Below are 22189 nucleotides of genomic sequence, written 5' to 3' on the forward strand. Positions count from 1 at the left end.
AAAAACCGGCCGTCGCTGGCGAATCGCGGGTTAACCCCGCCCCGCGGCGCGCCGCGCGAAAATCCGACTATGCGCGAGGCCGGATACACCTTATCGATTCTCACATATATCGCCGCGACCCGGGCACGCGGCGCAGCGACGCGCGCGGCGCGGCTGCAAGGGGCTGCCCGCCGGTGAAACCGCCGCTCGCCGCAAATTCGCGCTTCCGGGCGCACCCACCCATATCGTGACCGGGAATGCGGGAATAGGCGCCAGCGGTCTTGTTGCGCTTTTTCGTCCCCGATACCTTGGAGTCCATCCCAAAACTAGACGGTGGAGAGAGACGTTATGCAATCGAACACGGTTCACCCGTGCGACGAGCGGCTGCCCGCGGGCCAGTTGCTGACCCTCGGCATTCAGCACGTCCTGGTGATGTACGCCGGCGCCGTCGCCGTGCCGCTGATCGTCGGCGCAGCGCTCAAGCTGCCGAAAGACCAGATCGCCTTCCTGATCAGCGCGGATCTGTTCTCCTGCGGCATCGCCACGTTGATCCAGACGCTCGGCCTGTGGATCTTCGGCATCCGCCTGCCGGTGATCATGGGCTGCACCTTCGCCGCGGTCGGCCCGATGGTGGCGATCGGCACGAATCCGTCGCTCGGCATTCTGGATATCTTCGGCTCGACCATCGCCGCCGGCGTGATCGGCATTCTGCTGGCGCCCGCCGTCGGCAAGCTATTGCGCTTTTTCCCGCCGGTCGTGATCGGCGTGGTGATTTCGGTGATCGGCTTGTCGCTGATGGGCGTGGGCATCAACTGGGCGGCCGGCGGCGTCGGCAATCCGGATTACGGCAATCCGCTGTACCTCGGCCTGTCGCTGATCGTGCTGATGCTGATTCTGCTCATCAACAAGTTTGCCAAAGGTTTCCTCGCCAACATCTCGGTGCTGCTCGGCATTGTGGCGGGCTTCGTGATCGCGCTCGTGCTTGGCCGCGTCAACATGGACGGCGTCACGCACGCGCCGTGGGTCGGTTTCGTGATGCCGTTCCACTTCGGCTTGCCGCACTTCGATCCGCTTTCCATCGCGACCATGGTCACCGTGATGTTCGTCACCTTCATCGAATCGACGGGTATGTTCCTCGCGGTCGGCGACATGGTCGACCAGCCGGTCGATCAGAAAACGCTGGTGCGCGGCCTGCGCGTGGACGGACTCGGCACGCTGATCGGCGGCATCTTCAACTCGTTTCCGCATACGTCGTTTTCGCAGAACGTCGGCTTGATCGGCGTGACGGGCGTAAAGAGCCGCTTTGTCTGCGCGATGGGCGGCGTGATTCTCGTGCTGCTCGGCCTCTTTCCGAAGATGGCGCAGGTCGTCGCCTCCGTGCCGGCGTTCGTGCTGGGCGGCGCGGGCATTGTGATGTTCGGCATGGTCGCGGCGAACGGCATCAAGGTGCTGTCGAAGGTGGACTTCGTGAAGAATCACCACAACCTGTTCATCGTCGCGGTGAGTATCGGGCTCGGACTCGTGCCGGTGGTGTCGCCGCACTTCTTCTCGCGGCTGCCGGCGGCCTTGTCGCCGCTCTTGCACAGCGGGATTCTGCTGGCTTCCGTGTCCGCGGTCGTGCTGAATCTGATTTTCAACGGCGTCAAAAGCGAGAAGAAGGCGCAGTGCGACATCCGCAGGGCTGGCCATGATTTCGACGGACGCGGCGGCCAGGAACCGCAACGCGATGAGATGTTCCGCGCGGCCGATCTGCATTGAGGCTCACGGCCGGGAGCCCGCGCCGGTCGCGCGTCGGGCTTCTTTACTGTCGCAAACCATAAACGGCGCGCCGGTCGCTGCAGTCGCAAGGTCCGGTGCAAAAAAAAACGCCACGGCATGCCGTGGCGTTTTTGGTTACGTGCTGTCGAACCGCTGCGACATTCAGCCCGCAGTGGCCGCCGAAGCCGCCGCCGGCGCACTCGCCGCGCCGTAGTCGACGGGAGCATCGGCCGGACGCGGCTGATCGCCGTTATGCTCGATCCAGCCGCCGCCCAGCGCCTGGTACAGCGTGACCAGGTTCTGCAGACGCTCCATGCGCGCAGTGATCAACGACTGCTGCGACGAGTACAGATCGGTCTGCGCCGTCAGCACCGACAGGTAGCTGTCGACGCCGTTCGTATAGCGCAGATTCGACAGATCCAGCCGGCGCTGTTGCGCGAACGTGTTGCGCTCGAGCGACTGGATCTGCTGATCGTACGTGCCGCGCGCGGCCAGCGCGTCCGCCACTTCGCGGAAGGCCGTCTGGATCGCCTTTTCATACGTGGCGATCTGGGCGTTCTTCTGGATGTTGGCGAGATCGAGGTTGGCCTTGTTCTGGCCGCCCTCGAAGATCGGCAACGTGATGGACGGCGCAAAGCTCCACGCGGCCGAGCCCGGCTTGAACAAACCGCCGAGTGTCGGGCTCAACGTGCCGAAGCTGCCCGTCAGCGAGACCTTCGGGAAGAACGCCGCGCGCGCCGCGCCGATATTCGCATTGGCCGCGAGCAGGTTCTCTTCGGCCTCCATGATGTCCGGACGACGCGTCAGCAGATCGGACGGCAGACCCGCCGGAATATCCGTGAGCAGGTTCTGATCGCTCAACGTGAGTCCCGGCGGCAGATCGGCGGGCAGCGGCTCGCCGAGCAGCAGCACCAGCGCATTCTCGGCCTGAGCCCGCAAGCGCTCCTGCGACTGCAGGTTCGCGCCCGCCTGCTCGACTACCGTTTGCGCCTGGCGCAGATCGAGCTCCGAACCCGTGCCGTTGTCGAACTGCAGCTTCGTGATGCGATACGACTCCTCGGCCGTTTTCAGCGTGCCTTGCGTGACTTTCAGCAGATCGTCGAGTTCCAGCACCGTCAGATACTGATTCGCGACCTGCGAAACCAGCGAAATTTCCGCTGCCTTGCGCGCCTGTGTGGTGGCCAGGTATTGCGCCAACGCCTGATCTTTCAGGCTCTGAACCCGCCCGAAGAAGTCGATTTCCCACGAGGCGTTCAGACCCACCGAATACGAATTCGAAATCGTATTGCCGAACACCGACAGATTTTTCGGCGTGCGCTGCTTGGTTTGCGAAGCCGCGGCGTCGAGCGTGGGGAACAGACCCGCGCGAACAATGCGGAACTGCGCCTGCGACGCCTGCATGTTCAGCACCGACACGCGCAGATCGCGGTTGTTCTTCAGCGCGATCTCGATCAGCCGCTGCATGCGCGGATCGACAAAGAAATCGCGCCAGCCGATGTCGGCCGCGGCCATGCCGTTGGCGCTGCGCGCGCCCGGCTGGGCGGCGCCCGGCTGCGCGTCGTACACGCCGCCGGTCGGGAAAGTGCTCGTTACCGGCGCGGCGGGGCGCTCGTACTTCGGCGCCATCGTGCAACCGGCGGCGAACAGCGCGGCCGCTACTGCAATCAAAGAGTGTTTTTGCATCTCAATGTCCGTCCTTGCCCGAGCCATTGCTGTCCGGATCATGCGGATGGTGCTGGTTGTAGTGTGCGAGCGCCACATCCGGGTCTTCCTTCTCGCCGCCGAACTTCGCGCGAATCACGACGAAGAACATCGGGATCATGAAGATCGCGAGGAAGGTCGCCGTCAACATCCCGCCGATCACGCCCGTGCCGATGGCGTGCTGGCTCGCCGAGCCGGCGCCGTTGCTGATCGCAAGCGGCATCACGCCGAGAATGAACGCGAGCGAGGTCATCAGAATCGGACGCAGCCGCAGACGCGCCGCTTCCAGCGCGGCCTCGATCGGCCCCATCCCTTCGCCCTGTTGCAACTCGCGCGCGAATTCCACGATCAGAATCGCGTTCTTCGCCGACAAGCCCACCGTGGTCAGCAGGCCGACCTGGAAGAACACGTCGTTTTCGAGCCCGCGCAGCGTGGCGGCGAGCAGTGCGCCGATCACGCCGAGCGGCACCACCATGATCACCGAGAACGGGATCGACCAGCTTTCATACAGCGCCGCGAGACACAGGAACACGACGAGGATCGAGATGCCGTACAGAATCGGCGCCTGCGAACCGGACTGGCGCTCCTGCAGGGACAGACCCGTCCACTCGTAGCCGATGCCCGCCGGCAATTTCGCCACGAGCGCTTCCATGGCCGACATGGCCTGACCCGTCGACTTGCCGGGCGCCGCCGCACCCTGGATTTCCACCGCGGAAATACCGTTGTAACGCTCGAGCTTCGGCGAACCGTAAGCCCACTCCCCGCTCGCGAACGACGAGAACGGCACCATGCTTCCGCCCGTGTTGCGCACATACCAGGCGCTCAGGTCTTCGGGTTTCATGCGGAACGGCGCATCGCCCTGCATGTAGACCTTCTTGATCCGGCCGTCCGTATCGAGGAAGTTGTTCACGTATTGCGACGCCCACGCGATCGAGAACGTCTGGTCGATCGCGGACAACGACACGCCGAGCGCCGCCGCCTTTTCGTGGTCGATATTCACCTTGAACTGCGGCGTATCGTTCAGGCCGTTCGGACGGACCTGAGCCAACGTCGGATCTTTCGCGGCCATACCGAGCAGCATGTTGCGCGCTTCCATCAATTTGGCGTGGCCGACGCCCGCGCGGTCCTGCAGCTCGAAGTCGAAGCCCGCGGCCGTGCCGAGTTCAGGAATCGACGGCGGATTCACCGGATACACCAGCGCGTTCTTGTAGCTGCCGAAGTGCATGAAGAGACGGCCCACCAGCGCCTGCACCTTTTGATCGCCGTGCTGGCGCTGCGCGTAGTCCTTCATCCGCACGAACACGAGACCGGCATTCTGACCGCGGCCCGCGAAGCTGAAGCCGTTCACCGTGAAGGTGGATTCGACAATCGCCTTTTCGCTGTTAAGCAGATAGTCGGACACGTCCTTCAGTGCGCGCGCAGTGGTTTCCTGCGTCGAGCCCGACGGCGTCTGCACGAGCACGAACATGGTGCCCTGGTCTTCGTCCGGCAGGAACGATTTCGGCAGTCGCACGAACAGCAGGCCGACCGCGACGATCACGACCATATAGATGATGAGCCAGCGACCCGAGCGCTTGATCACGTGGTGCACGCCCGAGTGATACCTGTCGCGGCTCTTGTTGAAGGTGCGGTTGAACCAGCCGAAGAAGCCCTTCTTCTCTTCGTGATGGCCTTGCGGAATCGGCTTGAGGATCGTCGCGCACAAGGCCGGCGTGAGAATCAAAGCGACCAGCACGGACAGTACCATCGCCGCCACGATAGTCAGCGAGAACTGCCGGTAAATCGCGCCGACCGAGCCGCCCGAGAACGCCACCGGCACGAACACCGCCGACAGCACGAGCGCCACGCCGACGAGCGCGCCGGTAATCTGGTCCATCGCCTTGCGGGTTGCTTCGCGGGGCGACAAGCCCTCCTCCGCCATCACCCGCTCGACGTTTTCCACCACCACGATCGCGTCGTCCACCAGGAGGCCGATGGCGAGCACGAGACCGAACATGGACAGCGTGTTGATGGAGAAGCCCACCACGCTCATGATCGCGAACGTGCCGAGCAGCACCACCGGCACGGCGATCGTCGGGATCAGCGTGGCCCGCAGGTTCTGCAGGAACAGATACATCACGAGGAACACGAGCACGATGCCTTCGAGCAGCGTCTTGACCACTTCCTCGATGGACAGGCGCACGAACGGCGTGGTGTCGTACGGATACTTCACGACGAGGCCGTGCGGGAAGTACTTCGACAGCTCGTCGATCTTCGCGCGCACCGCCTTCGCGGTGGCGAGCGCATTCGCGCCCGTGGCGAGCTGAATACCGAAGCCGGCCGTCGGCTGACCGTTGTACTTGGTGTCGAAGTTGTAGTTTTCGCCGCCCAGCTCGACGCGCGCCACGTCCTTGATGCGGACCTGCGAGCCGTCCGGGTTCACCTTCAGCAGCACGTTGCCGAACTGTTCGGGCGTATTGAGCAGCGTGGCTTCCGTGATGGTCGCCTGCAACACCTGCCCCGGCACCGACGGCGTGCCGCCGAGCGAGCCGCCCGCAACCTGAACGTTCTGCGCCTGCAACGCGCTTTGCACGTCCACCGGGGTGAGGCCGAAGTTGGTGAGCTTGTTCGCGTCGAGCCAGATCCGCATCGCGTACTGCGAGCCGAACAGCGTGACCGTGCCCACGCCGTCGATACGGCTGACCGGGTCCTGCACGTTCGACGCGACGTAGTTCGCGAGGTCGTACTTGTTCATGCTGCCGTCTTCGGACACGAACGCCATGACCATCAGGAAGCTGCTGCTCGACTTCGTGACCTTGGTGCCCAGTTGCTGCACGGCTTGCGGCAGGAGCGGCGTGGCAAGCTGCAGCTTGTTCTGCACCTGCACCTGCGCGATGTCAGGATTGGTGCCGGCCGCGAACGTCAGCGTGATGGTGGCGGTACCCGAGTCGTCCGACGTGGACGACAGGTACAGCAGGTGGTCAAGACCACTCATCGACTGCTCGATCACCTGCGTCACGGTGTTTTCCACCGTTTTCGCCGAAGCGCCCGGATAAGTCGCGCTGATCTGCACGGCCGGCGGCGCGATGGTCGGGTATTGCGCGATCGGCAATGTAAACACCGACGCGATACCCGCGAGCATCAGGATGATGGCGATCACCCATGCAAAAATCGGGCGATCAATAAAGAACTTTGCCATGTGGCGGGCTCCCTGTTATTACGCGCCCGATGCAGCGGAGGCAGGTTGAGCCGTCTGCGCACCGCCGCTGACGGCCGGCGCGCCCGAAGCGGCTGCGCCGGAGGCAGGCGAGGCGGGAAGTTGCGCGGGAACGGCCTTGACCTGCATGCCCGGTTTCGCCTTGTCGGTGCCCTGCACGATCACGCGGTCGCCGGGTTTGAGGCCGCTTTCGACCACCCAGTTGGAACCATACGTGCCCGACGTGACGAGCTGACGCAAGGCAACCTTGTTGTCGTCGCCGACGACGAGCGCGGTGGGCTGACCCTTCTGGTCGTGCGTGATGCCGACTTGCGGCACGACGAGCGCGTTCTCGTTCACGCCTTCCTCGATCTTCGCGCGCACGAACATGCCGGGCAGCAGCACCTTGTCCTTGTTCTGGAAGATCGCGCGCACGGTGACCGAGCCCGTGCTCTGGTCGACCGTCACGTCGGTGAACTGCAGCTTGCCTTTTTCGGAGTACGTGCGGCCGTCTTCGAGGATCAGCGAAACCTTGGCGGCGTCGGGACCGTTCGTTTTCAGACGCCCTTCCTGGATCTCGCGGCGTAATTTCAGGCCGTCGAGGCTCGACTGCGTCAGATCGACATAGACCGGATCGAGTTGCTGCACGGTGGCGAGCAAGGTCGCGGCGCTCGCCTGCACATAGGCGCCCGGCGTGACTTGCGACACGCCGACCTGGCCGGTCACGGGCGAAGTCACGTCCGTATAGCCGAGGTTGATCTGCGCGGTCTCGACCGCTGCCTTACCGGCGGCGACGTCGGCCGCGGCCTGGCCTTCTGCGGCCACGGCGTTGTCGTAGTCCTGCTTGCTCACCGCGTTGGCGGCCACCAGCACCTTGTAGCGATTCGCCTGCGCCGTGGTGGACGCGAGGTTCGCCTGCGCCTTGGCGAGCGTCGCCTTCGCATTGTTCAACGTGGCGATGTACGGCGCCGGGTCGATCTTATAGAGACGCTGACCGGCCTTGACCTGACCGCCTTCGGTGAATTCGCGGCGCAGCACGATGCCGTCGACCCGCGCGCGCACTTGCGCGACGAGGAAGGCGCTGGTGCGGCCCGGCAATTCGGTGACGACAGGTACGGTAGTCGGCTGGACGGTGACGACGCCGACTTCGGGCGTCTGTTGCGGCGGGGCAGATTGTTTTGGTCCGCACGCTGCCAGCAATACGGCAGCCGTCGCGGCACTGATTAAGCGGAATGGAACCCGTTCGACGCGCATGGCGACCTCTGTCTATGACTGAGAATGAAAAAGTGCGCGCATCCCTACCCCGGGGACGGCGGCGCACACATGCGTCTTGCGACGCTCGACCGGAAGCCCGCGGATACCTGCCTGAGCTGCGAGGCACCTGGGGCGACTGCGCCAAACCGGGAAAATGCGGCACGGCACCGCCCGTTCGGGCGCGGCGCCAGAAGCTTTTGAAAGGCAACAGTGACGGATATTAACCGGTTTTAACCGGCCGTCACGGCTCGGGCGATCCGATCGTGGGGTGCTATTATATATACATTCACGAATGGATGTAAAAGTAGGTTACTTCTCTTGCAGGCGGGGGACCGGCAAGAAAGCTTTCACGAAACACTTCACGGCAAACGGATTGTCACCGGGCGTACTTAAAAGAACCGGGAAAACCCCACAATCACGGCAGGTCATACAAATATGGTCCGAAGAACCAAGGAAGAGGCGCTGGAGACGCGCAACAGCATTCTCGACGCGGCAGAAAAAGTGTTTTTTGAAAAAGGCGTATCGCGCACGTCCCTCGCGGACATCGCGCAGGCGGCTGGCGTCACGCGCGGCGCCATCTATTGGCACTTCTCGCACAAGAGCGACCTGTTCACGGAGATGTTCGACCGCGTGCTGCTGCCGCTCGACGAACTCAAGGCCGCATCGCTCGACCCGAACGAGCCGGATCCGCTCGGGCGTCTGATGGAAATCTGCATTGTCTGTCTGCGCGACACCGCGAACGATCCGCGCCGCCGCCGCGTGTTCGACATCCTGTTTCTGAAGTGCGAACTCGTCGAGGAAATGGGACCGGTCATGGTCCGCTATCAGACCAACATGCGCGAAGGGCTGACCAAGATCGAAGGCGGCTTGCGCAACGCGATCTCGAAAGGACAGTTGCCGGATGACCTCGACACCAGACTGGCCGCGGCCATGGTGCATGCTTTTGTCGGCGGCTCGCTGCGCGACATGCTGTTTTTGCCGGACGCAACGGACTTTGCCGCGCTCGGCGAGCGCATGGTCGAAGGCATGTTCGACGCGCTTCGGTTCAGCCCGGCGCTGCGCAAGCGCGCGCCGGGCGGGCCACCTTCCACGGCGGCTGGTTAGCCGCCTGCGTCACTGCGAGGTTCAGCGGTTCCCGCTACGCGCTTTCTGATTCGACGCATAGATGTTGCCGCGCTCCAGCGGCACGCCGCTTCTGAGCGCGGCGAGCCATTCGTCGGTGCCGGCGACCGCCGCGAAGCGCGATTGCAGCACCACGCAAAAGACCCGGTGGATGTCCTCGGCGCTCGCGAAGCCCGCGCTGTTTTCATAGGGCACCGAGCCGGCCGCGTCGTGCAGGAACTCGACGGCAAGCCCGGCGTGGAGCGCGTGGTTGATCGTCGACGCATCGCAGTTGTGCGTCATGTAGCCAGCGACCGTCAGCGTGTCGATTTGCCGCGCGGCCAGCCAGTCCGCGAGGTCGGTGCCGGTGAACGCGCTCGGCAGCGACTTCTCCACATAATGATCGCGCTCGCGCGAAGCGACCACCGGGTGCAGTTGCGCGCCCTCGCTGCCGCGCGCAAACAGCGGCGAGCCGGCGGGCGCGAAATTCTGCACGACGACGACCGGCACGCCGGCGGCGCGCGCCGCATCCATCGCCCGGCCGATGTTGGCGAGCGAGCTGCGTATGTCCGGATATTCGATCGGAAGGTCGCCGCTCACGTATTCGTTCTGCACGTCGATAACGATGAGCGCACGGCGCGGTGTGGTCATGGCGAAAGCTCCTCAGGAAAGGGGGTGATGTCGCGCGCCGCCGGGTTGCGGGTTCCGAAGCCAGCCTCAGAGCGAGCCCCAGACAGCGGCGATGACGCATTGTTCGCCAGCCGCGCCTTCGACAACAGCGGCCCGTCTGACAATATTCGCTAGAATCGGGCCATTGGTGTTCGCCACCGCTATCGTCGGTTTCATGAGGTGCCCGAGACATGGCCGCATCTGTCGTATCCGCCGCATCCGTCGCAAAGCCCGCGCAACCTGATTCGCACATCGTCGCCGTGGTCGCGTTCGACCGCATCAGCCCTTTTCACCTTTCGGTGCCGTGCGTGGTGTTCGGCGAAGACCGCCGCGGCGGCGGCGTGCCGCATTTCGACTTTCGCGTCTGCGCGGCCGAAAGCGGGCCGCTCACGACGACCGCCGGCTTCTCGATCGCCGTCACGCATGGCCTTGAAGCGCTCGCCGAGGCGCAGACGATCATCGTGCCGAGCTGGCGGGACCCCGACGAGCCGCCGCCGGCCGCCTTACTCGACGCGCTGCGCGCAGCCCACGCACGCGGCGCGCAGCTGGTCGGCCTCTGCCTCGGCGCCTTCGTACTCGCCGCCGCCGGCATTCTCGACGACCGCCCGGCTTCGACGCACTGGGCATGGGCCGACGACTTCGCGCGCCGCTACCCGCGCGTGAGGCTCGACCGCGACGTGCTCTATGTCGACGACGGCAACGTGCTGACATCGGCGGGCACGGCGGCGGGCCTCGACTGCTGCCTGCACGTGCTGCGCAAGATGTGCGGCGCCGAGGTGACGAACTTCGTCGCGCGCCGGCTGGTCGTGTCGCCGCACCGGCAAGGCGGGCAGGCGCAGTACATCCAGCAGCCGGTTCCGCCGAACGTCCGCGAAGACCGGCTCTCGGGCCTGCTCGACTGGGTGCGCGGCAATCTGGACGCTGCGCATACGCTCGACAGCCTCGCCGCGCGCGCGCTGATGAGCCGCCGCACTTTCACGCGGCGCTTCAGGCTCGCCACCGGCACGACCGTCGGCGCATGGCTGCTCGCAGAGCGGCTCGGGCGTGCGCAGCAGTTGCTTGAAAGCACGGATGAGTCGGTGGAGGCGATTGCGGGCATGGCCGGCTTCGGGTCGGCGGCGTCGTTGCGCCAGCATTTCGCAGATACGTTTCGCACGTCGCCGTCGGCCTGGCGGAGGGAGTTTCGCGGCGGCTGACGGCGTGGCGCGAAAGCGCGCGGCAACGCGCTTTCGTAGTCCATCACCGCTATTTCGTAGTCGCGCCGACGCGACACTTCAGGCGCACACCGCCGCAATCGTCGTACGGCCCGCGCTCAGCGCTCGCTGATCCAGCGCGCCACATACAGGAGCAGCGCGACCAGAAAAATCATCGCCGCCCACGCCCAGTTCGGGACCGCATGCGGAGTCGGCTCCGGGTGCGAGACGCCGTGCGACACGCTCGCGGCCCGCCCGCCGAGCCCGCTGCCGTGTTCGGCGCGCGTGCGCCGCGCCATGCCACCGAGCGTGATGGGCCGCAGGAACACATGCTGACGGCGCGCCGCCGCGCCGCTCGCGCGATTCGGGCCCTGCCCGTGCTTCGCGCATACCACTGCGTTGAACTCGGTGAAGAAATCGTCGGCGAGTTGGCGAAGCGCGTTTTCGAGCTGACGCGCAGGCAATTGCGCGAGCGGTCCTGAAGACGTCGCCCAGATCGTGTAGTCGATCCGCGTGCTGCGCTCCCTGCCGCCGGCGGCGCCCTCTTCCGGGCGCAGGCGTACTTCGATCTGTCCGCGCAGCGAGCCGACCCCTTCGGCGCGCGCCTTGAAGTTGATGGTGCGGCGTTCGGCGTCGGCCGGACCCGAATCCTGGCCGGCGACATGCGCGCGCGCTTCGTAATGCGCACGCAGCGGCCCGAGCGGCACAGTCAGGGTGAGCGCGTATTCGCCGTGCGAAAGGCGCGTGAACGACTCGCAGTTATCGAGGCTCGCGCGCAGCAGCGCGAGGTCTTGCAACGCGTCCCAGACATCGGACGGCGCAAGTGGAATCCGTAACGCGTCGTTCAGTTCCATCCCCGCCTCCCGATGAACACGCGGCACCCAATCAGGACGTCTGATCGATGCGGTCGACGCGCGATGAGTAAAACGCCAGATACCCTTTGATCCTGGCCGCCTGCTCGAACGGCGTCTCATAACTCCACACGGCGTTTTCGATCAGGCCGTCTTCGGTGCGCAGATGGAAGTACGACGCGTCGCCCTTGAACGGGCAATGCGTGCTGTGCGTCGAGCGTTCTAGCCGCGCCATGTTCACGTCTTCGCGCGGAAAGTAGAACACGTCGGGCAGACCGGTTTCGCTGAGCGTCAGCGCCGCGTGCGTGTCGGCCATCGTGACGCCGCCGTGAATCACGCGCACACGGTGATCGTTGCCCGTGATCGCGATGGTGTGTCCGCCGGCGGATTTCTCCGGGCTTGCGTGAGGTCTCAAGGCATCGCTCATGTCTTTGCTCCGTGAAAGTGGGCAGTCGTGCAAACAGCAAAGCCACGGGACAGGCCCGTGGCTTCATTATCTGTCAAAGTGCCCGCGATTGCGCGGCCGCCCTGCCGCCCGCGCGGCAACCTCGGGTTTACTGGGTGTTCCAGTAGAACGCCGCTTTCGCCGTGCCCTTGGCCGGGACTGTCAACGACTTCGACTGATCGCGGTCCTTGTACGACGCGTGCACGGTGTAGCGGCCGGGCCGCAGCTTGACGAGCATGTACGGTCCGCGCGATGTCGTGCTCAGCACCTCGCCGTTATGGGCATCCACGATTCGCACGTGGACGTCGGCGAGATAGTCGGAGCCCGGCCCCGTGAAGCGCAGCGACAGCGGCCACTGGCTTTGCGCCTGTTGCAGCGCCTTAGACTCGTCAAGACCGACGCCGCCCGAGACGAACGACACGTCGCCTTGCTGCTGGATTTGCGGCAGACCTCCGCCATTGGCGTTGCCTGCGCTCGTCTGGTCGGTGGTCGTGCCGCCGGTGACTTCGCTCGCCTGCTGCGCGTACGCGCCGCCCACCAGACCGAGAGTGAGCGCCACGCTGGCCGCGGCGGCTACGATCTTTCGCTGAGTGCGTTGGTTTTTCATCGGTTTGCTCCTTATTGACATCCTTCGCCCGGCGCTCGCGGATGAGACCGGATTCAGAATGGTTGCAACCGGCGTGCCACGCGCGCGCTCGCCAGCCGGGCAAACCGCTGCGAGGCACGCCACCTGCCGCGAAGCGCCCGCCTCGCGGCTTCAGGTCTGAAACAAAAATGCCGGTCTGTCTGCAGTAAGTGCAAACAGACCGGCAAGGCTTACTTCATCCGATATGTCGAATCGGCATTTGACCCGCCATGGTCGATCAGCCGAGATCCACCGGCACGAAAATCTGCGCGTTATCGCGCTGGATCAGCAACGCGATGCTGTTGCCCGCGCCCGCGATCATTTGCTTCAACTGATCGACGCTTGTGACGGGCCGGCCGTTGACCGCAAGAATCACGTCGCCCGGCTGGATGCCCGCGCTTTCCGCCGCGCCGCCCGACTGCTGCACGAGCAGGCCGTGCGAGATCGACGCGCTGCTCTTCTCTTCCGGCGTCAGCGGACGCACGGCGACGCCGAGACGTCCTTGCAGTTGCGTCGGCTGGTCGGCCTTGTCGGAGGCAAGCTTGCTGTCCGACAGCGAGCCGATCGTCACCTTCAGGTCCTTGGTGCCCTTGTCGCGCCACACCTGCACCGTGGCCGTGCTGCCAGGCGCGAGACTCGCGATCTGCGACGGCAGCGCCGACGAATCCGCCACGGGCTCGCCGTTCACCGAGAGAATCACGTCGCCCGGCTGCAGGCCGGCCTTTGCGGCGGGGCCGCCCGGATCGACGGAACTGACGAGCGCGCCCTGCGGCTTCTGCATACCGAACGAGTTCGCGAGCGTCTGGTTCATGCCCTGCACCGCGACGCCGAGGCGCCCCCGGCTCACGTGGCCGGTTTTGACGATCTCGTCCTTGACCTTGATTGCCTCATTGATCGGGATTGCGAACGAAAGTCCCTGGAAGCCGCCCGTCTGCGAGTAGATCATCGAGTTGATGCCGATCACCTCGCCTTGCAGATTGAAAAGCGGTCCGCCCGAGTTGCCCGGGTTCACCGGCACGTCCGTCTGAATGAACGGCGTGTAGTTTTCGTTCGGCAGCGAACGCGACTTCGCGCTGATGATGCCCGAGGTCACCGTATTGTCGAAGCCGTACGGCGAACCGATGGCGACCACCCACTGCCCGACCTTACTGCGGCTCGGATCGCCGATCTTCACAGTGGGCAGGTTGCTCGCGTCGATCTTCAGCACGGCCACGTCCGACTGCTTGTCGGCGCCGACCACTTTGGCCTTGAATTCGCGCTTGTCGGTGAGCTTCACCGTGACGACGTTCGCGCCGTCCACCACATGCGCGTTGGTCAGGATATAGCCGTCGCTGCTGACGATAAAGCCGGAGCCGAGGCTCGCGCTCGGCTGATCCGGCGCGTCGCCGCCGTCGCCGCCCTGCAGGCCGGGCATGCCGCCGAAGAAGTGCTTGTAGAACTGGTAAAACGGATCGCTCGGGTCGATCGGCAACTGGTTGCCGCCCATGCCGCCGCCATTGCCGCGCAGCGCCGTGCGCTTCACCACGTGCTTCGCGCTGATATTGACGACGGCGGGCCCGTAGGTTTCGACGAGGCCGGAGAAATCGGGAATGCCGGTTTTGGCGGCGGCTTCGGCAGGCATCATCGCGGCTTGCGCCGGCGTGATGACCTGCGGCGCGGGCACGTCGCGATGGCCCGCCACATAGCCGGCGGAAAGCGCCACGGCGACAGCGGCTGCCACAGCGCTGCGGGACAAGGTTTTCGCGTTCATTGTGTGCTCCTGACTGGAGAAAGAAACTCGGATGTCAGGAAGCGTAAGCGGCATCGCTTAAAAGAGTCTTAAGCAGCGACACCTCGCAGCCGGTTGCGCTTAGATGCGTTTATGAATGCGTTTATGAATCCGTTTAGCCCTTATTCGAAGCACTTCTCTGCAGAAAGCAAGTTGAAACCTTGGCACTCAGAAACGCACGGTGACCTGTAGCCCGCCCGCCGCCGATTCGTCGAGCGACACTTGCGCTTGATGCTGGGTCGCGATGCGCCGCACGATGGCAAGTCCCAGGCCGCTGCCCGCCACGTCGGTGCGCACGCGATTTTCCCCGGCGCCCGCGCGATAAAAGCGGTTGAAGACGCGCTCGCGTTCGGCAGGCTCGATGCCCGGTCCGCTGTCCGCGATGCGCACGACCGGATGCCCCTCTTCCACCTGCAGACTCACGTCGACGCGGCCGCCTCGCGGCGTGTATTTGGTTGCGTTGTCCACGAGATTGTTGAACATCACGCGCAGCGACTCGGGGTCGCCGATCACGGTGGCCGCCTGCGTCGCTTCGATGCCGAGATCGACGCCGCGATTGTCTGCGAGCGGCGCATACGCGAGCACGCAGTCCTGCAACAGCGCGCGCAGGTCGATGGCATCGGTCACGGCAAGGCCGTCCGGCTCGGAGCGCGCGAGTGCGAGCAACTGCTCGGCGAGCCGCGTGGCGCGCGTCACGCCGGCTTGCAGATCGGCGAGCGCTTCGCTGCGCGCGGCGTCGTCTTTCGCACGCGAGACCAGTTGCGCCTGAATCTGCACGGCGGCCAGCGGCGTGCGCAACTCGTGCGCCGCGTCGGCGACGAACGCCTTCTGGATGTCGAGCGCGGTGGCGAGCCGCTGCAACAGTCCGTTGAGCGCGCGCACGAGCGGCTGCACCTCGAGCGGCAGGCGTTGATCCGGCAACGGGTCGAGCGCTTCCGGATGCCGCATGTCGAGTGCGCTCGTCACGCGCCGCAGAGGACGCAACCCGCGTCCGATAATCACCCACACCGCGAGTCCCAGCACCGGCAACAGCACGATCAGCGGCCACAGCGTGCGCAATGCGACGTCGGCGGCGAGGCGGTTGCGCACCGACAGCGGCTGCGCGAGCTGCACGACGTTATCGCCGACAATCGCGCCATACACGCGCCAGTCGCCGCGTTCCGTGTGCTCGGTCGAGAAGCCCAGTTCGGCGCGCGGGGCGAGCGGCGCGCGCGGACGCGAGTAGTACATCAGCACGCCGTTGCGGTTCCAGATCTGCAGCACGATGCCCTCGTCGCCCGTATCGCGCGAACCGAGCACTTGCGAGAACGGTTCGGCGGGCAGCGCGGCGGCGATCTGCTCGAGCTGGTAATCGAACAGTTCGTTGGCTTCGGCGAGCGCCTGACGATAGATCAGCCAGCCCGCGATACCCACGCCGAGCAGCACGAGCGCCAGCAGCCAGACCAGCAATTGACGGCGGATGGATCGCATCGGCTCAGGCTTCCTTCGCGATCATGTAGCCGAGGCCGCGCACATTGCGGATCAGGTCCGCGCCGAGCTTCTTGCGCAGCGCGTGAATGTAGACCTCGACGGTATTGCTGCCGATCTCCTCGCCCCAGCCGTACATTTTCTCCTCGAGCTGACTCTTCGACAGCACTGCGCCCGGCCGCGCGAGCAGCGCCTCGAGCAGCGCGAACTCGCGCGCGGACAGGGCGACCGGCGCGCCGTCGAGCGTCACCTGATGCGACGCGGGATCGAGCGTGAGATTGCCGTGGCGGATCGTCGAATCGCTGCGGCCCGCCTGGCGGCGGATCAGTGCCCGCATGCGCGCGCCCAGTTCGTCGAGATCGAAAGGCTTGACGAGGTAATCGTCCGCGCCGGCGTCAAGGCCTTTCACGCGGTCGGCCACCGCGTCGCGCGCAGTCACGATCAGCACCGGCAACGCGTGGCCGCGCGCGCGCAAGGTGCGCAACACGTCGAGGCCGTCGCGCTTCGGCAAGCCCAGGTCGAGCAGCACGAGATCGTATGGCTGGCTCGAGGCCGCGCTGAGCGCCGCTTCGCCGTCTTCCACCCAGTCGACCGCGAAGCCTTCGCCGCGCAGCGCCTTGCGCACGCCTTCGGCGATCATCCGGTCGTCTTCGACTAGCAAGATGCGCATGGTCACGTTTCCTCAACATTCGATGATGCCGCATTCTAGCGCCCGCCCCGCGATGCGCGCCGTGTGGCGCTTTTTTCACCGCAGGCCGGCGGCATGTCACTACAATGGGCGCTTTGCGTCGCGCGTGCCCCACGCCCTGACATTTCGCTTTCTCGCCCGTTCATGACGCACGCTTTCCTGTCTTCCGTCGCACGCCGTCTCCGTCACGCGGCGCGGCGTTCGCGCTTCATTTCCGCTGTCATCGCTTCCTCAACCGACGCTGGTATTCCGGCGCTGTCGCCGCGCCGCCGCGCGCCGCGCGCGAACGCATGGCTGCTCGTGGGCGCCGCGCTCGCCGGCGCCGCGTCGCTGCCGCTTGCCGCCGAGGCGCGCGGCCGGACCGCGCATCCGAGCGTCAACGTCAGCACCGTGCTGCCGCAGTCGGTCATGACCGGCTTGCAACGCGCGCACGTGCCCTTGTCGTCGATCAGCGTAGTCGTCGAAAAAGTCGGCGACCGCACGCCGATCATTGCGTTGAACGCCGCCAAGCCGATGATGCCCGCGTCGACGATGAAGCTCGTCACCACCTACGCGGGCCTCTCGATTCTCGGTCCGGACTACCGCTGGCGTACGAGCGCCTATGCCGACGGCACGCTCGACGCCAACGGCGTGCTGCACGGCAATCTGTACATTCAGGGCACCGGCGACCCGAAGCTCGTGCCCGAGGAACTGATCGACCTCGTGGAGAAGATCCACAAGGCGGGCATTCGCGGCCTGGACGGCGCGCTGGTGCTCGACAAGCGCTACTTCGACCCGTCGACGCGCGACCTGCCTGCCTTCGACGACGACGTCACCGCGCCGTACAACGTCGGCCCCGATCCGCTGCTGTACGCGTTCAAGTCGCTGTCATTCACGCTGACGCCTTCACCCGACGGCACCGTTGCAATCGACGTGCTGCCTGCCCTCGCGCAACTGCAGATCGACAATCAGATGCGCGCGGTCAACGGCCCTTGCCGCGGCGAAGCGGCGTCCGTCTCGCCCACCGTGACGCCCACGCCGAACGGCACGGTGGTCGCCTCCTTCGCGGGCGACTACTCGGTGCGCTGCGGCCCGCGCACGGTCAACGTGGCGGTGCTCGATCACTCGGCATTTTTTGCGGGCGGCTTTCTCGCGCTGTGGCAGCAGACCGGCGGCACCTTCAACGGCACGACGCGCGAAGGCGCCGTGCCGGTCGGCGCGAAACTGGTGGCCACGCATCAGGGGCCGCTGCTGGCGGACATCGTTCGCGACATCAACAAGTTCAGCAACAACACGATGGCGCGCAACCTGTTCCTGTCGATCGGCGCGGCCGAAGAAAAGCCGCCCGCGACGCCCGCCAAATCGGCCCGCGCGATCGAGGCGTTCTTGCGCCGCGACAGCATCGAGATGCAATACCTGTCGCTCGACAACGGCTCGGGGCTTTCGCGCGACGAGCATCTCACGGCGCTCTCGCTCGCCGATCTGCTGCAGCGGGCCAACGCAAGCCCGGTCGCCCAGGTGTTCGTGCAGTCGCTGCCGATCGCGGGCGTCGACGGCACCATGCGCAACCGGCTCACCAACCAGGGCGCGGGCGGCAACGCGCAGATCAAGACCGGCACGCTGCGCGACGTGCGGGCCATCGCGGGCTACGTGGCATCCGCGGACGGCAACAGCTATGTCGTGGTGAGCTTCATCAACGATCCGCATTCGGAAGCCGCGCGCGCCGCGCACGACGCGCTGCTCGAATGGGTCTATCAAGGACCGACCGCGGGCTTCAGCCGGGTATCCGCGCCCGCGGCCGAACCGGCAAGCGCGACGCCGCGCGGCAAACCGAGGAAAAACCCGCGCAGGCACGACGCCCATTGAGGATTCCTTCTAGCGAAGGCCGCGCGCGGCAGGCGCTTAACCGTGTACGCTGTCGGGCAGTGTTCGGGACGCGCGGCGCGCCCGAGCCATAACAACAACACGACAGAACACCGCGGCATGTCACGCGGCGGCAAGGGACCACGGAGGAAGACACCATGCAATTCGACGCCGAATTGCTGCTGCTCGCCATGGCGCCAGTCTTTCTCGCATGTATCGGCTGGGAGGCGTGGCACCTGCGGCGAACGCACCCCGGCGCGGCGCTCTACAGCTGGCGCGACACGCTCTGCAACGCGGCGCTCGCGCTGATGCAGCAAGCCGCCGACAAGCTCGCGTGGCTCGCGGTCATTCCCGTTTATGCGTTTTTCTACGACCGCTACCGCGTGCATACCTGGCACCCGGGTTGGCTCTCGTTTGCCGTGCTGTTCGTCGCCCAAGACCTGCTCTACTACGTGTTTCACCGATGCAGTCATCGGGTGCGCTGGCTGTGGGCCGCGCATGTCGTGCATCACTCGTCGGAGCGTATGAACTTCTCCACCGCCTTCAGGCAGAGCCTGATGTATCCGGTTGCCGGCATGTGGGTCTTCTGGATTCCGCTGGCCGTGCTCGGCTTTCCGCCGAAGCAGATTGTCGCGATTGTGCTGATCAACCTCGGCTTCCAGTTTTTCGTGCACACGCAGGCTATCGGCCGATTCAACGGCAAGTTCGGCTGGATCAAATATGTGTTCAACACGCCGTCCATTCACCGCGTGCATCACGCGCGCAACGACCGCTACATCGACCGTAACTATGCCGGCGTGCTCGTGATCTGGGATCGCCTGTTCGGCAGCTACGTCGACGAAGACCCGCGCGAGCCGCCCGTCTACGGCATCGTCGAGCCGCTTCACACGTTTAACCCGCTGAAGGCGACGTTTCACGAATGGGCGTCGATGGCGCACGACGTCGCGAGCGCGCACGGCATGCGCGACAAACTGCGCGCGCTGTTTGCGCCGCCCGCGTGGGCCGCCGATTATCATGCGCGGCGCATGGCCGGTGCGACAAGCGCCGCGCTTGCACGGACAACCAATAACAACAGCAACAACAACGACATGGCTGCGTTTTCAGCAAGACGCAGACCCTAGAAGATTCTGTAAGCTGTCGTCACGCCGCCGACTCGGCGGACGCGGCCTGCAATACATGGCGCAAGGGCCAAACATACGAGGAGATGTAGCCAACATGAATCAAACAGCATCGAGGAAACAGCATTGGTTGCGCGTCACGCAAATCGCCGTAGCAAGCGCCGCGTTTGCGCTCGTCGCCGCTTGCGGCGGTGGCGGCGGCAGTGACAACACCTCCAGCAGCACGCCCGCAGGCGGCGTCAAGTTGCAGGTGGTGTCGTTCGGCGACAGTCTGTCGGACGTCGGGACCTATGCGCCGGTCATCCAGTCGAGTTTCGGCGGCGGCCGCTTCACGACCAACCCCGGCGAAGTGTGGACGCAGAAGGTCGCCGAGTATTACGGCGACACGCTGAAGCCGGCCTACCTCGGCGGCTTCGGTCAGCCGCTCGTCGCGGCAGGCGGCCTCGGTTATGCGCAGGGCGGCTCGGACGTCGTCAATGCGCAAGGCAAAGGCTGGGCGCCGAACAACATGGCGGCCACGACCGTGCCGATCGTGACGCAGGTGGCCAACTACCTGAGCGCGCACACGAGCTTCAATTCGAACCAGCTCGTGCTGGTGAACGGCGGCGCGAACGACATCTTCCAGTTCGCGGAAAACACCGCGAATCTGACGGCACTCGCGACCGCGCTGCAGACGCAATATCCGCTGCTCGTGCAGGCGGGCACGCTGCCGAACTCGCAGGCCGGGCAGGTTGCGTTTATCGTCGGTTATCTGTCGCAACTGCCCAATCCGCAGGTCGCGCAGGCCGCGAGCCAGCTCGCCGCGCAAGTGAAGACCATCGTCAACTCGGGGGCGACGCACGTGGTGGTGTCGACGGTGCCCGACATCGGCAATACGCCGCTCGGCGTCGCGGCCAACGCGAGCACGCCCGGCTCGGCCGCGCTGCTGACGGGGATCGCCGCTGCGTACAACTACATGTTCGTGCAGAACCTCACGGCGCTCGGCGTGCTGGGCACGGGCAAGGTGATCGTGGTCGACGCGTTCACCTGGCAGGATCAGCAGTTGCCGAACTACAAGGCGCTCGGCTTCACGGTGTCGAACACCGGCACGGCCTGCAACCTGGCCGCGATGCAGAGCAACGCCACCGCTTACGCCCGCGCCAATCCGAGCGCAACCAATGGCCTGACGCCGGAGCAGTACGGCGCCCAGTTCGGCTCGTCACTGTTCTGCTCGCCGCAGACTTACACGGTGGCCGGCGCCGACCAGACCTACATGTTCGCGGACACCGTCCACCCGAGCACGCACATGCACGCGCTGTTTGCACAGTTCGTGCAACAGCAGATCGCGGCGACGGGTCTCGGCAAATAAGCTGAAGCGGCCGCATGGTCGCTTGTCTGGGAGAAGTGAAAAACGCCTGGCTTAACCACAGCCGGGCGTTTTTTATTGGGCGAGGTTCTCAGACGCTCGCAGCGAAAGAAAGAAGTCTTAACTCACACGTGGTTTTGCGCCTCGAACGCCGCCGCGGCGCGGCCGAGCCGGTCGTTCACGGCGATCCATTCGATGGTATCGGGCAATTTTTCGATCAGAATACGCGCGACGTTGGCGCGATCCAGCGCTCGCAGCAAGCCGTATAGCTCGCGTGCATAGACATGCGGATCTTCCGGCGCGGCGATGAAATGCACGCCCTCGGCGTCCGCCCACTGCCCTGCCCGCGATGCCCGCGCGACGAGCGCGACGCGCTCGCCGGCTGCGCGCGCGGCGAGCAACGGCTCGAGTGCAGGGAACGGCAGCAGCGCGAGCGGTGTGCGCGGCGCGTAATGCGCCTTTAGCGTGCCAGAAGCGCGCGGCGCGGTCGCGTCGGAGCCGTCGGGCAGGCGCGGCGCTTCGCCGAGCACGTCGGCGATCTCTTGCGGCGTGACGCGACCCGGCCTCAGTAACGCGGGAAAGCCGCGCGACAAATCCAGAATAGTCGACTCGATCCCGACGTCCGACGCGCCGCCGTCGAGCACATGAATCGCGCTGCCGAACTCGTCGCGCACGTGCTGCGCGGTGGTCGGGCTCACGTGCCCAAAACGATTCGCCGACGGCGCCGCCACGCCGCCATGCCCGCTGCGCAACGCGCTGAACGCCTCGAGCAGCGCTTGCGCCACCGGGTGGGCCGGACAGCGCAAGCCGACGGAATCCTGACCGCCGCTGACCGCCGCGGGAATGCGCGCGGCGCGCTTGAGAATGAGCGTCAGCGGTCCGGGCCAGAAGGCGTCGATCAGACGCTGTGCCTCTTGCGGCAAATGCTCGACCCAATAGTTCGGATCGCCCTGCGGCGCCAGATGCACGATCACCGGATGGTTCGCCGGCCGCCCTTTCGCCGCGTAGATGCGCGCGACGGCGTCGGGGTTTTCGGCGTCGCCGCCGAGGCCATAGACCGTCTCGGTGGGAAACGCGACAAGACCGCCCGCGTCGAGCAGCGCCGCGGCATGCGCGATCTGCTCGGCGCTCACCGGCAGCGCAGTCACGCCGGCTTGCGGAGGCACGCCAGCCGCGCCGGCCTGAACGGGTTTCTGTTGATCGGGCATGG

At 65.4% G+C, this 22189-nt stretch carries 17 protein-coding genes; 6 read left to right on the forward strand and 11 right to left on the reverse strand.

Annotated elements, in window-relative coordinates:
- Window positions 1-327 precede the first annotated feature (327 nt).
- The gene (locus tag HV711_RS12360) at window positions 328-1737 is read left to right on the forward strand and encodes a nucleobase:cation symporter-2 family protein (protein WP_035482352.1); all 1410 of its coding nucleotides are present in this window, start codon (window positions 328-330) and stop codon (window positions 1735-1737) included.
- A 162-nt stretch (window positions 1738-1899) separates the two neighbouring features.
- On the opposite strand, the gene HV711_RS12365 is transcribed toward HV711_RS12360, so the two are convergent.
- The 3 genes from HV711_RS12365 to HV711_RS12375 are packed head-to-tail and all read right to left on the reverse strand — an operon-like array spanning window position 1900 to window position 7867.
- On the reverse strand, window positions 1900-3420 hold the full coding sequence (locus HV711_RS12365) for an efflux transporter outer membrane subunit (protein ID WP_013589496.1): 1521 nt from the start codon (window positions 3418-3420) through the stop codon (window positions 1900-1902).
- Between the two features lies 1 nt (window position 3421).
- Window positions 3422-6616, reverse strand: a complete 3195-nt coding sequence (locus HV711_RS12370) for an efflux RND transporter permease subunit (protein ID WP_028360974.1) — start codon at window positions 6614-6616, stop codon at window positions 3422-3424.
- 18 nt (window positions 6617-6634) lie between these two features.
- Entirely contained in the window at window positions 6635-7867 is a 1233-nt protein-coding gene (locus HV711_RS12375; RefSeq protein ID WP_035482350.1) for an efflux RND transporter periplasmic adaptor subunit, read from the reverse strand.
- 435 nt (window positions 7868-8302) lie between these two features.
- Here HV711_RS12375 and HV711_RS12380 point away from each other — a divergent pair, with 435 nt between their 5' ends.
- Window positions 8303-8971 carry a TetR family transcriptional regulator gene (locus HV711_RS12380; protein WP_028360976.1) on the forward strand — a complete coding sequence of 223 codons (669 nt, stop codon included), beginning with the start codon at window positions 8303-8305 and terminating at the stop codon, window positions 8969-8971.
- 21 nt (window positions 8972-8992) lie between these two features.
- Here HV711_RS12380 and HV711_RS12385 read toward each other — a convergent pair whose 3' ends face one another.
- On the reverse strand, window positions 8993-9619 hold the full coding sequence (locus tag HV711_RS12385) for a cysteine hydrolase family protein (protein ID WP_035482347.1): 627 nt from the start codon (window positions 9617-9619) through the stop codon (window positions 8993-8995).
- A gap of 209 nt (window positions 9620-9828) precedes the next feature.
- On the opposite strand from HV711_RS12385, the gene HV711_RS12390 reads away from it, so the two are divergent.
- Window positions 9829-10833 carry a helix-turn-helix domain-containing protein gene (locus HV711_RS12390; protein ID WP_035482344.1) on the forward strand — a complete coding sequence of 335 codons (1005 nt, stop codon included), beginning with the start codon at window positions 9829-9831 and terminating at the stop codon, window positions 10831-10833.
- Between the two features lie 116 nt (window positions 10834-10949).
- Here HV711_RS12390 and HV711_RS12395 read toward each other — a convergent pair whose 3' ends face one another.
- From HV711_RS12395 to HV711_RS12420, 6 genes are all read right to left on the reverse strand, one after another.
- Window positions 10950-11684, reverse strand: coding sequence for an SRPBCC family protein (locus HV711_RS12395; RefSeq protein ID WP_035482341.1), 735 nt, complete (start codon window positions 11682-11684; stop codon window positions 10950-10952).
- Window positions 11685-11715: 31 nt separating this feature from the next.
- Window positions 11716-12108 carry a DUF427 domain-containing protein gene (locus HV711_RS12400; RefSeq protein ID WP_013589503.1) on the reverse strand — a complete coding sequence of 131 codons (393 nt, stop codon included), beginning with the start codon at window positions 12106-12108 and terminating at the stop codon, window positions 11716-11718.
- Between the two features lie 127 nt (window positions 12109-12235).
- The gene (locus HV711_RS12405; protein WP_013589504.1) at window positions 12236-12733 is read right to left on the reverse strand and encodes a hypothetical protein; all 498 of its coding nucleotides are present in this window, start codon (window positions 12731-12733) and stop codon (window positions 12236-12238) included.
- A 256-nt stretch (window positions 12734-12989) separates the two neighbouring features.
- The gene (locus HV711_RS12410; RefSeq protein WP_035482338.1) at window positions 12990-14501 is read right to left on the reverse strand and encodes a DegQ family serine endoprotease; all 1512 of its coding nucleotides are present in this window, start codon (window positions 14499-14501) and stop codon (window positions 12990-12992) included.
- Between the two features lie 186 nt (window positions 14502-14687).
- Window positions 14688-15989, reverse strand: coding sequence for an ATP-binding protein (locus HV711_RS12415; RefSeq protein WP_013589506.1), 1302 nt, complete (start codon window positions 15987-15989; stop codon window positions 14688-14690).
- A gap of 4 nt (window positions 15990-15993) precedes the next feature.
- Window positions 15994-16656: a response regulator gene (locus HV711_RS12420; RefSeq protein ID WP_013589507.1), complete on the reverse strand. Its 663-nt coding sequence runs from the start codon at window positions 16654-16656 to the stop codon at window positions 15994-15996.
- Between the two features lie 162 nt (window positions 16657-16818).
- Between HV711_RS12420 and dacB the strand changes: the two genes are divergently transcribed.
- From dacB to HV711_RS12435, 3 genes are all read left to right on the forward strand, one after another.
- Window positions 16819-18519: a D-alanyl-D-alanine carboxypeptidase/D-alanyl-D-alanine endopeptidase gene (gene dacB / locus HV711_RS12425; protein WP_035482335.1), complete on the forward strand. Its 1701-nt coding sequence runs from the start codon at window positions 16819-16821 to the stop codon at window positions 18517-18519.
- Between the two features lie 155 nt (window positions 18520-18674).
- Window positions 18675-19637, forward strand: a complete 963-nt coding sequence (locus HV711_RS12430) for a sterol desaturase family protein (RefSeq protein WP_035482332.1) — start codon at window positions 18675-18677, stop codon at window positions 19635-19637.
- Between the two features lie 94 nt (window positions 19638-19731).
- On the forward strand, window positions 19732-20982 hold the full coding sequence (locus HV711_RS12435; protein ID WP_013589510.1) for an SGNH/GDSL hydrolase family protein: 1251 nt from the start codon (window positions 19732-19734) through the stop codon (window positions 20980-20982).
- Window positions 20983-21104: 122 nt separating this feature from the next.
- Here the strand turns inward: HV711_RS12435 and HV711_RS12440 are convergent, their stop codons facing one another.
- Complete coding sequence (locus HV711_RS12440; protein ID WP_035482329.1) at window positions 21105-22187, reverse strand: L-threonylcarbamoyladenylate synthase; 1083 nt, start codon at window positions 22185-22187, stop codon at window positions 21105-21107.
- Between the last annotated feature and the right edge of the window lie 2 nt (window positions 22188-22189).

The organism is Paraburkholderia phenoliruptrix, from assembly GCF_902859825.1.
Classification (GTDB): domain Bacteria; phylum Pseudomonadota; class Gammaproteobacteria; order Burkholderiales; family Burkholderiaceae; genus Paraburkholderia; species Paraburkholderia phenoliruptrix.

What these genes read in the sequence shown, in the direction of transcription:
- HV711_RS12360 (WP_035482352.1), top strand. Translation starts at nt 328, where the DNA reads ATGCAATCGAACACGGTTCACCCGTGCGACGAGCGGCTGCCCGCGGGC.
- HV711_RS12365 (WP_013589496.1), bottom strand. Translation starts at nt 3,420, where the DNA reads ATGCAAAAACACTCTTTGATTGCAGTAGCGGCCGCGCTGTTCGCCGCC.
- HV711_RS12370 (WP_028360974.1), bottom strand. Translation starts at nt 6,616, where the DNA reads ATGGCAAAGTTCTTTATTGATCGCCCGATTTTTGCATGGGTGATCGCC.
- HV711_RS12375 (WP_035482350.1), bottom strand. Translation starts at nt 7,867, where the DNA reads ATGCGCGTCGAACGGGTTCCATTCCGCTTAATCAGTGCCGCGACGGCT.
- HV711_RS12380 (WP_028360976.1), top strand. Translation starts at nt 8,303, where the DNA reads ATGGTCCGAAGAACCAAGGAAGAGGCGCTGGAGACGCGCAACAGCATT.
- HV711_RS12385 (WP_035482347.1), bottom strand. Translation starts at nt 9,619, where the DNA reads ATGACCACACCGCGCCGTGCGCTCATCGTTATCGACGTGCAGAACGAA.
- HV711_RS12390 (WP_035482344.1), top strand. Translation starts at nt 9,829, where the DNA reads ATGGCCGCATCTGTCGTATCCGCCGCATCCGTCGCAAAGCCCGCGCAA.
- HV711_RS12395 (WP_035482341.1), bottom strand. Translation starts at nt 11,684, where the DNA reads ATGGAACTGAACGACGCGTTACGGATTCCACTTGCGCCGTCCGATGTC.
- HV711_RS12400 (WP_013589503.1), bottom strand. Translation starts at nt 12,108, where the DNA reads ATGAGCGATGCCTTGAGACCTCACGCAAGCCCGGAGAAATCCGCCGGC.
- HV711_RS12405 (WP_013589504.1), bottom strand. Translation starts at nt 12,733, where the DNA reads ATGAAAAACCAACGCACTCAGCGAAAGATCGTAGCCGCCGCGGCCAGC.
- HV711_RS12410 (WP_035482338.1), bottom strand. Translation starts at nt 14,501, where the DNA reads ATGAACGCGAAAACCTTGTCCCGCAGCGCTGTGGCAGCCGCTGTCGCC.
- HV711_RS12415 (WP_013589506.1), bottom strand. Translation starts at nt 15,989, where the DNA reads ATGCGATCCATCCGCCGTCAATTGCTGGTCTGGCTGCTGGCGCTCGTG.
- HV711_RS12420 (WP_013589507.1), bottom strand. Translation starts at nt 16,656, where the DNA reads ATGCGCATCTTGCTAGTCGAAGACGACCGGATGATCGCCGAAGGCGTG.
- dacB (WP_035482335.1), top strand. Translation starts at nt 16,819, where the DNA reads ATGACGCACGCTTTCCTGTCTTCCGTCGCACGCCGTCTCCGTCACGCG.
- HV711_RS12430 (WP_035482332.1), top strand. Translation starts at nt 18,675, where the DNA reads ATGCAATTCGACGCCGAATTGCTGCTGCTCGCCATGGCGCCAGTCTTT.
- HV711_RS12435 (WP_013589510.1), top strand. Translation starts at nt 19,732, where the DNA reads ATGAATCAAACAGCATCGAGGAAACAGCATTGGTTGCGCGTCACGCAA.
- HV711_RS12440 (WP_035482329.1), bottom strand. Translation starts at nt 22,187, where the DNA reads ATGCCCGATCAACAGAAACCCGTTCAGGCCGGCGCGGCTGGCGTGCCT.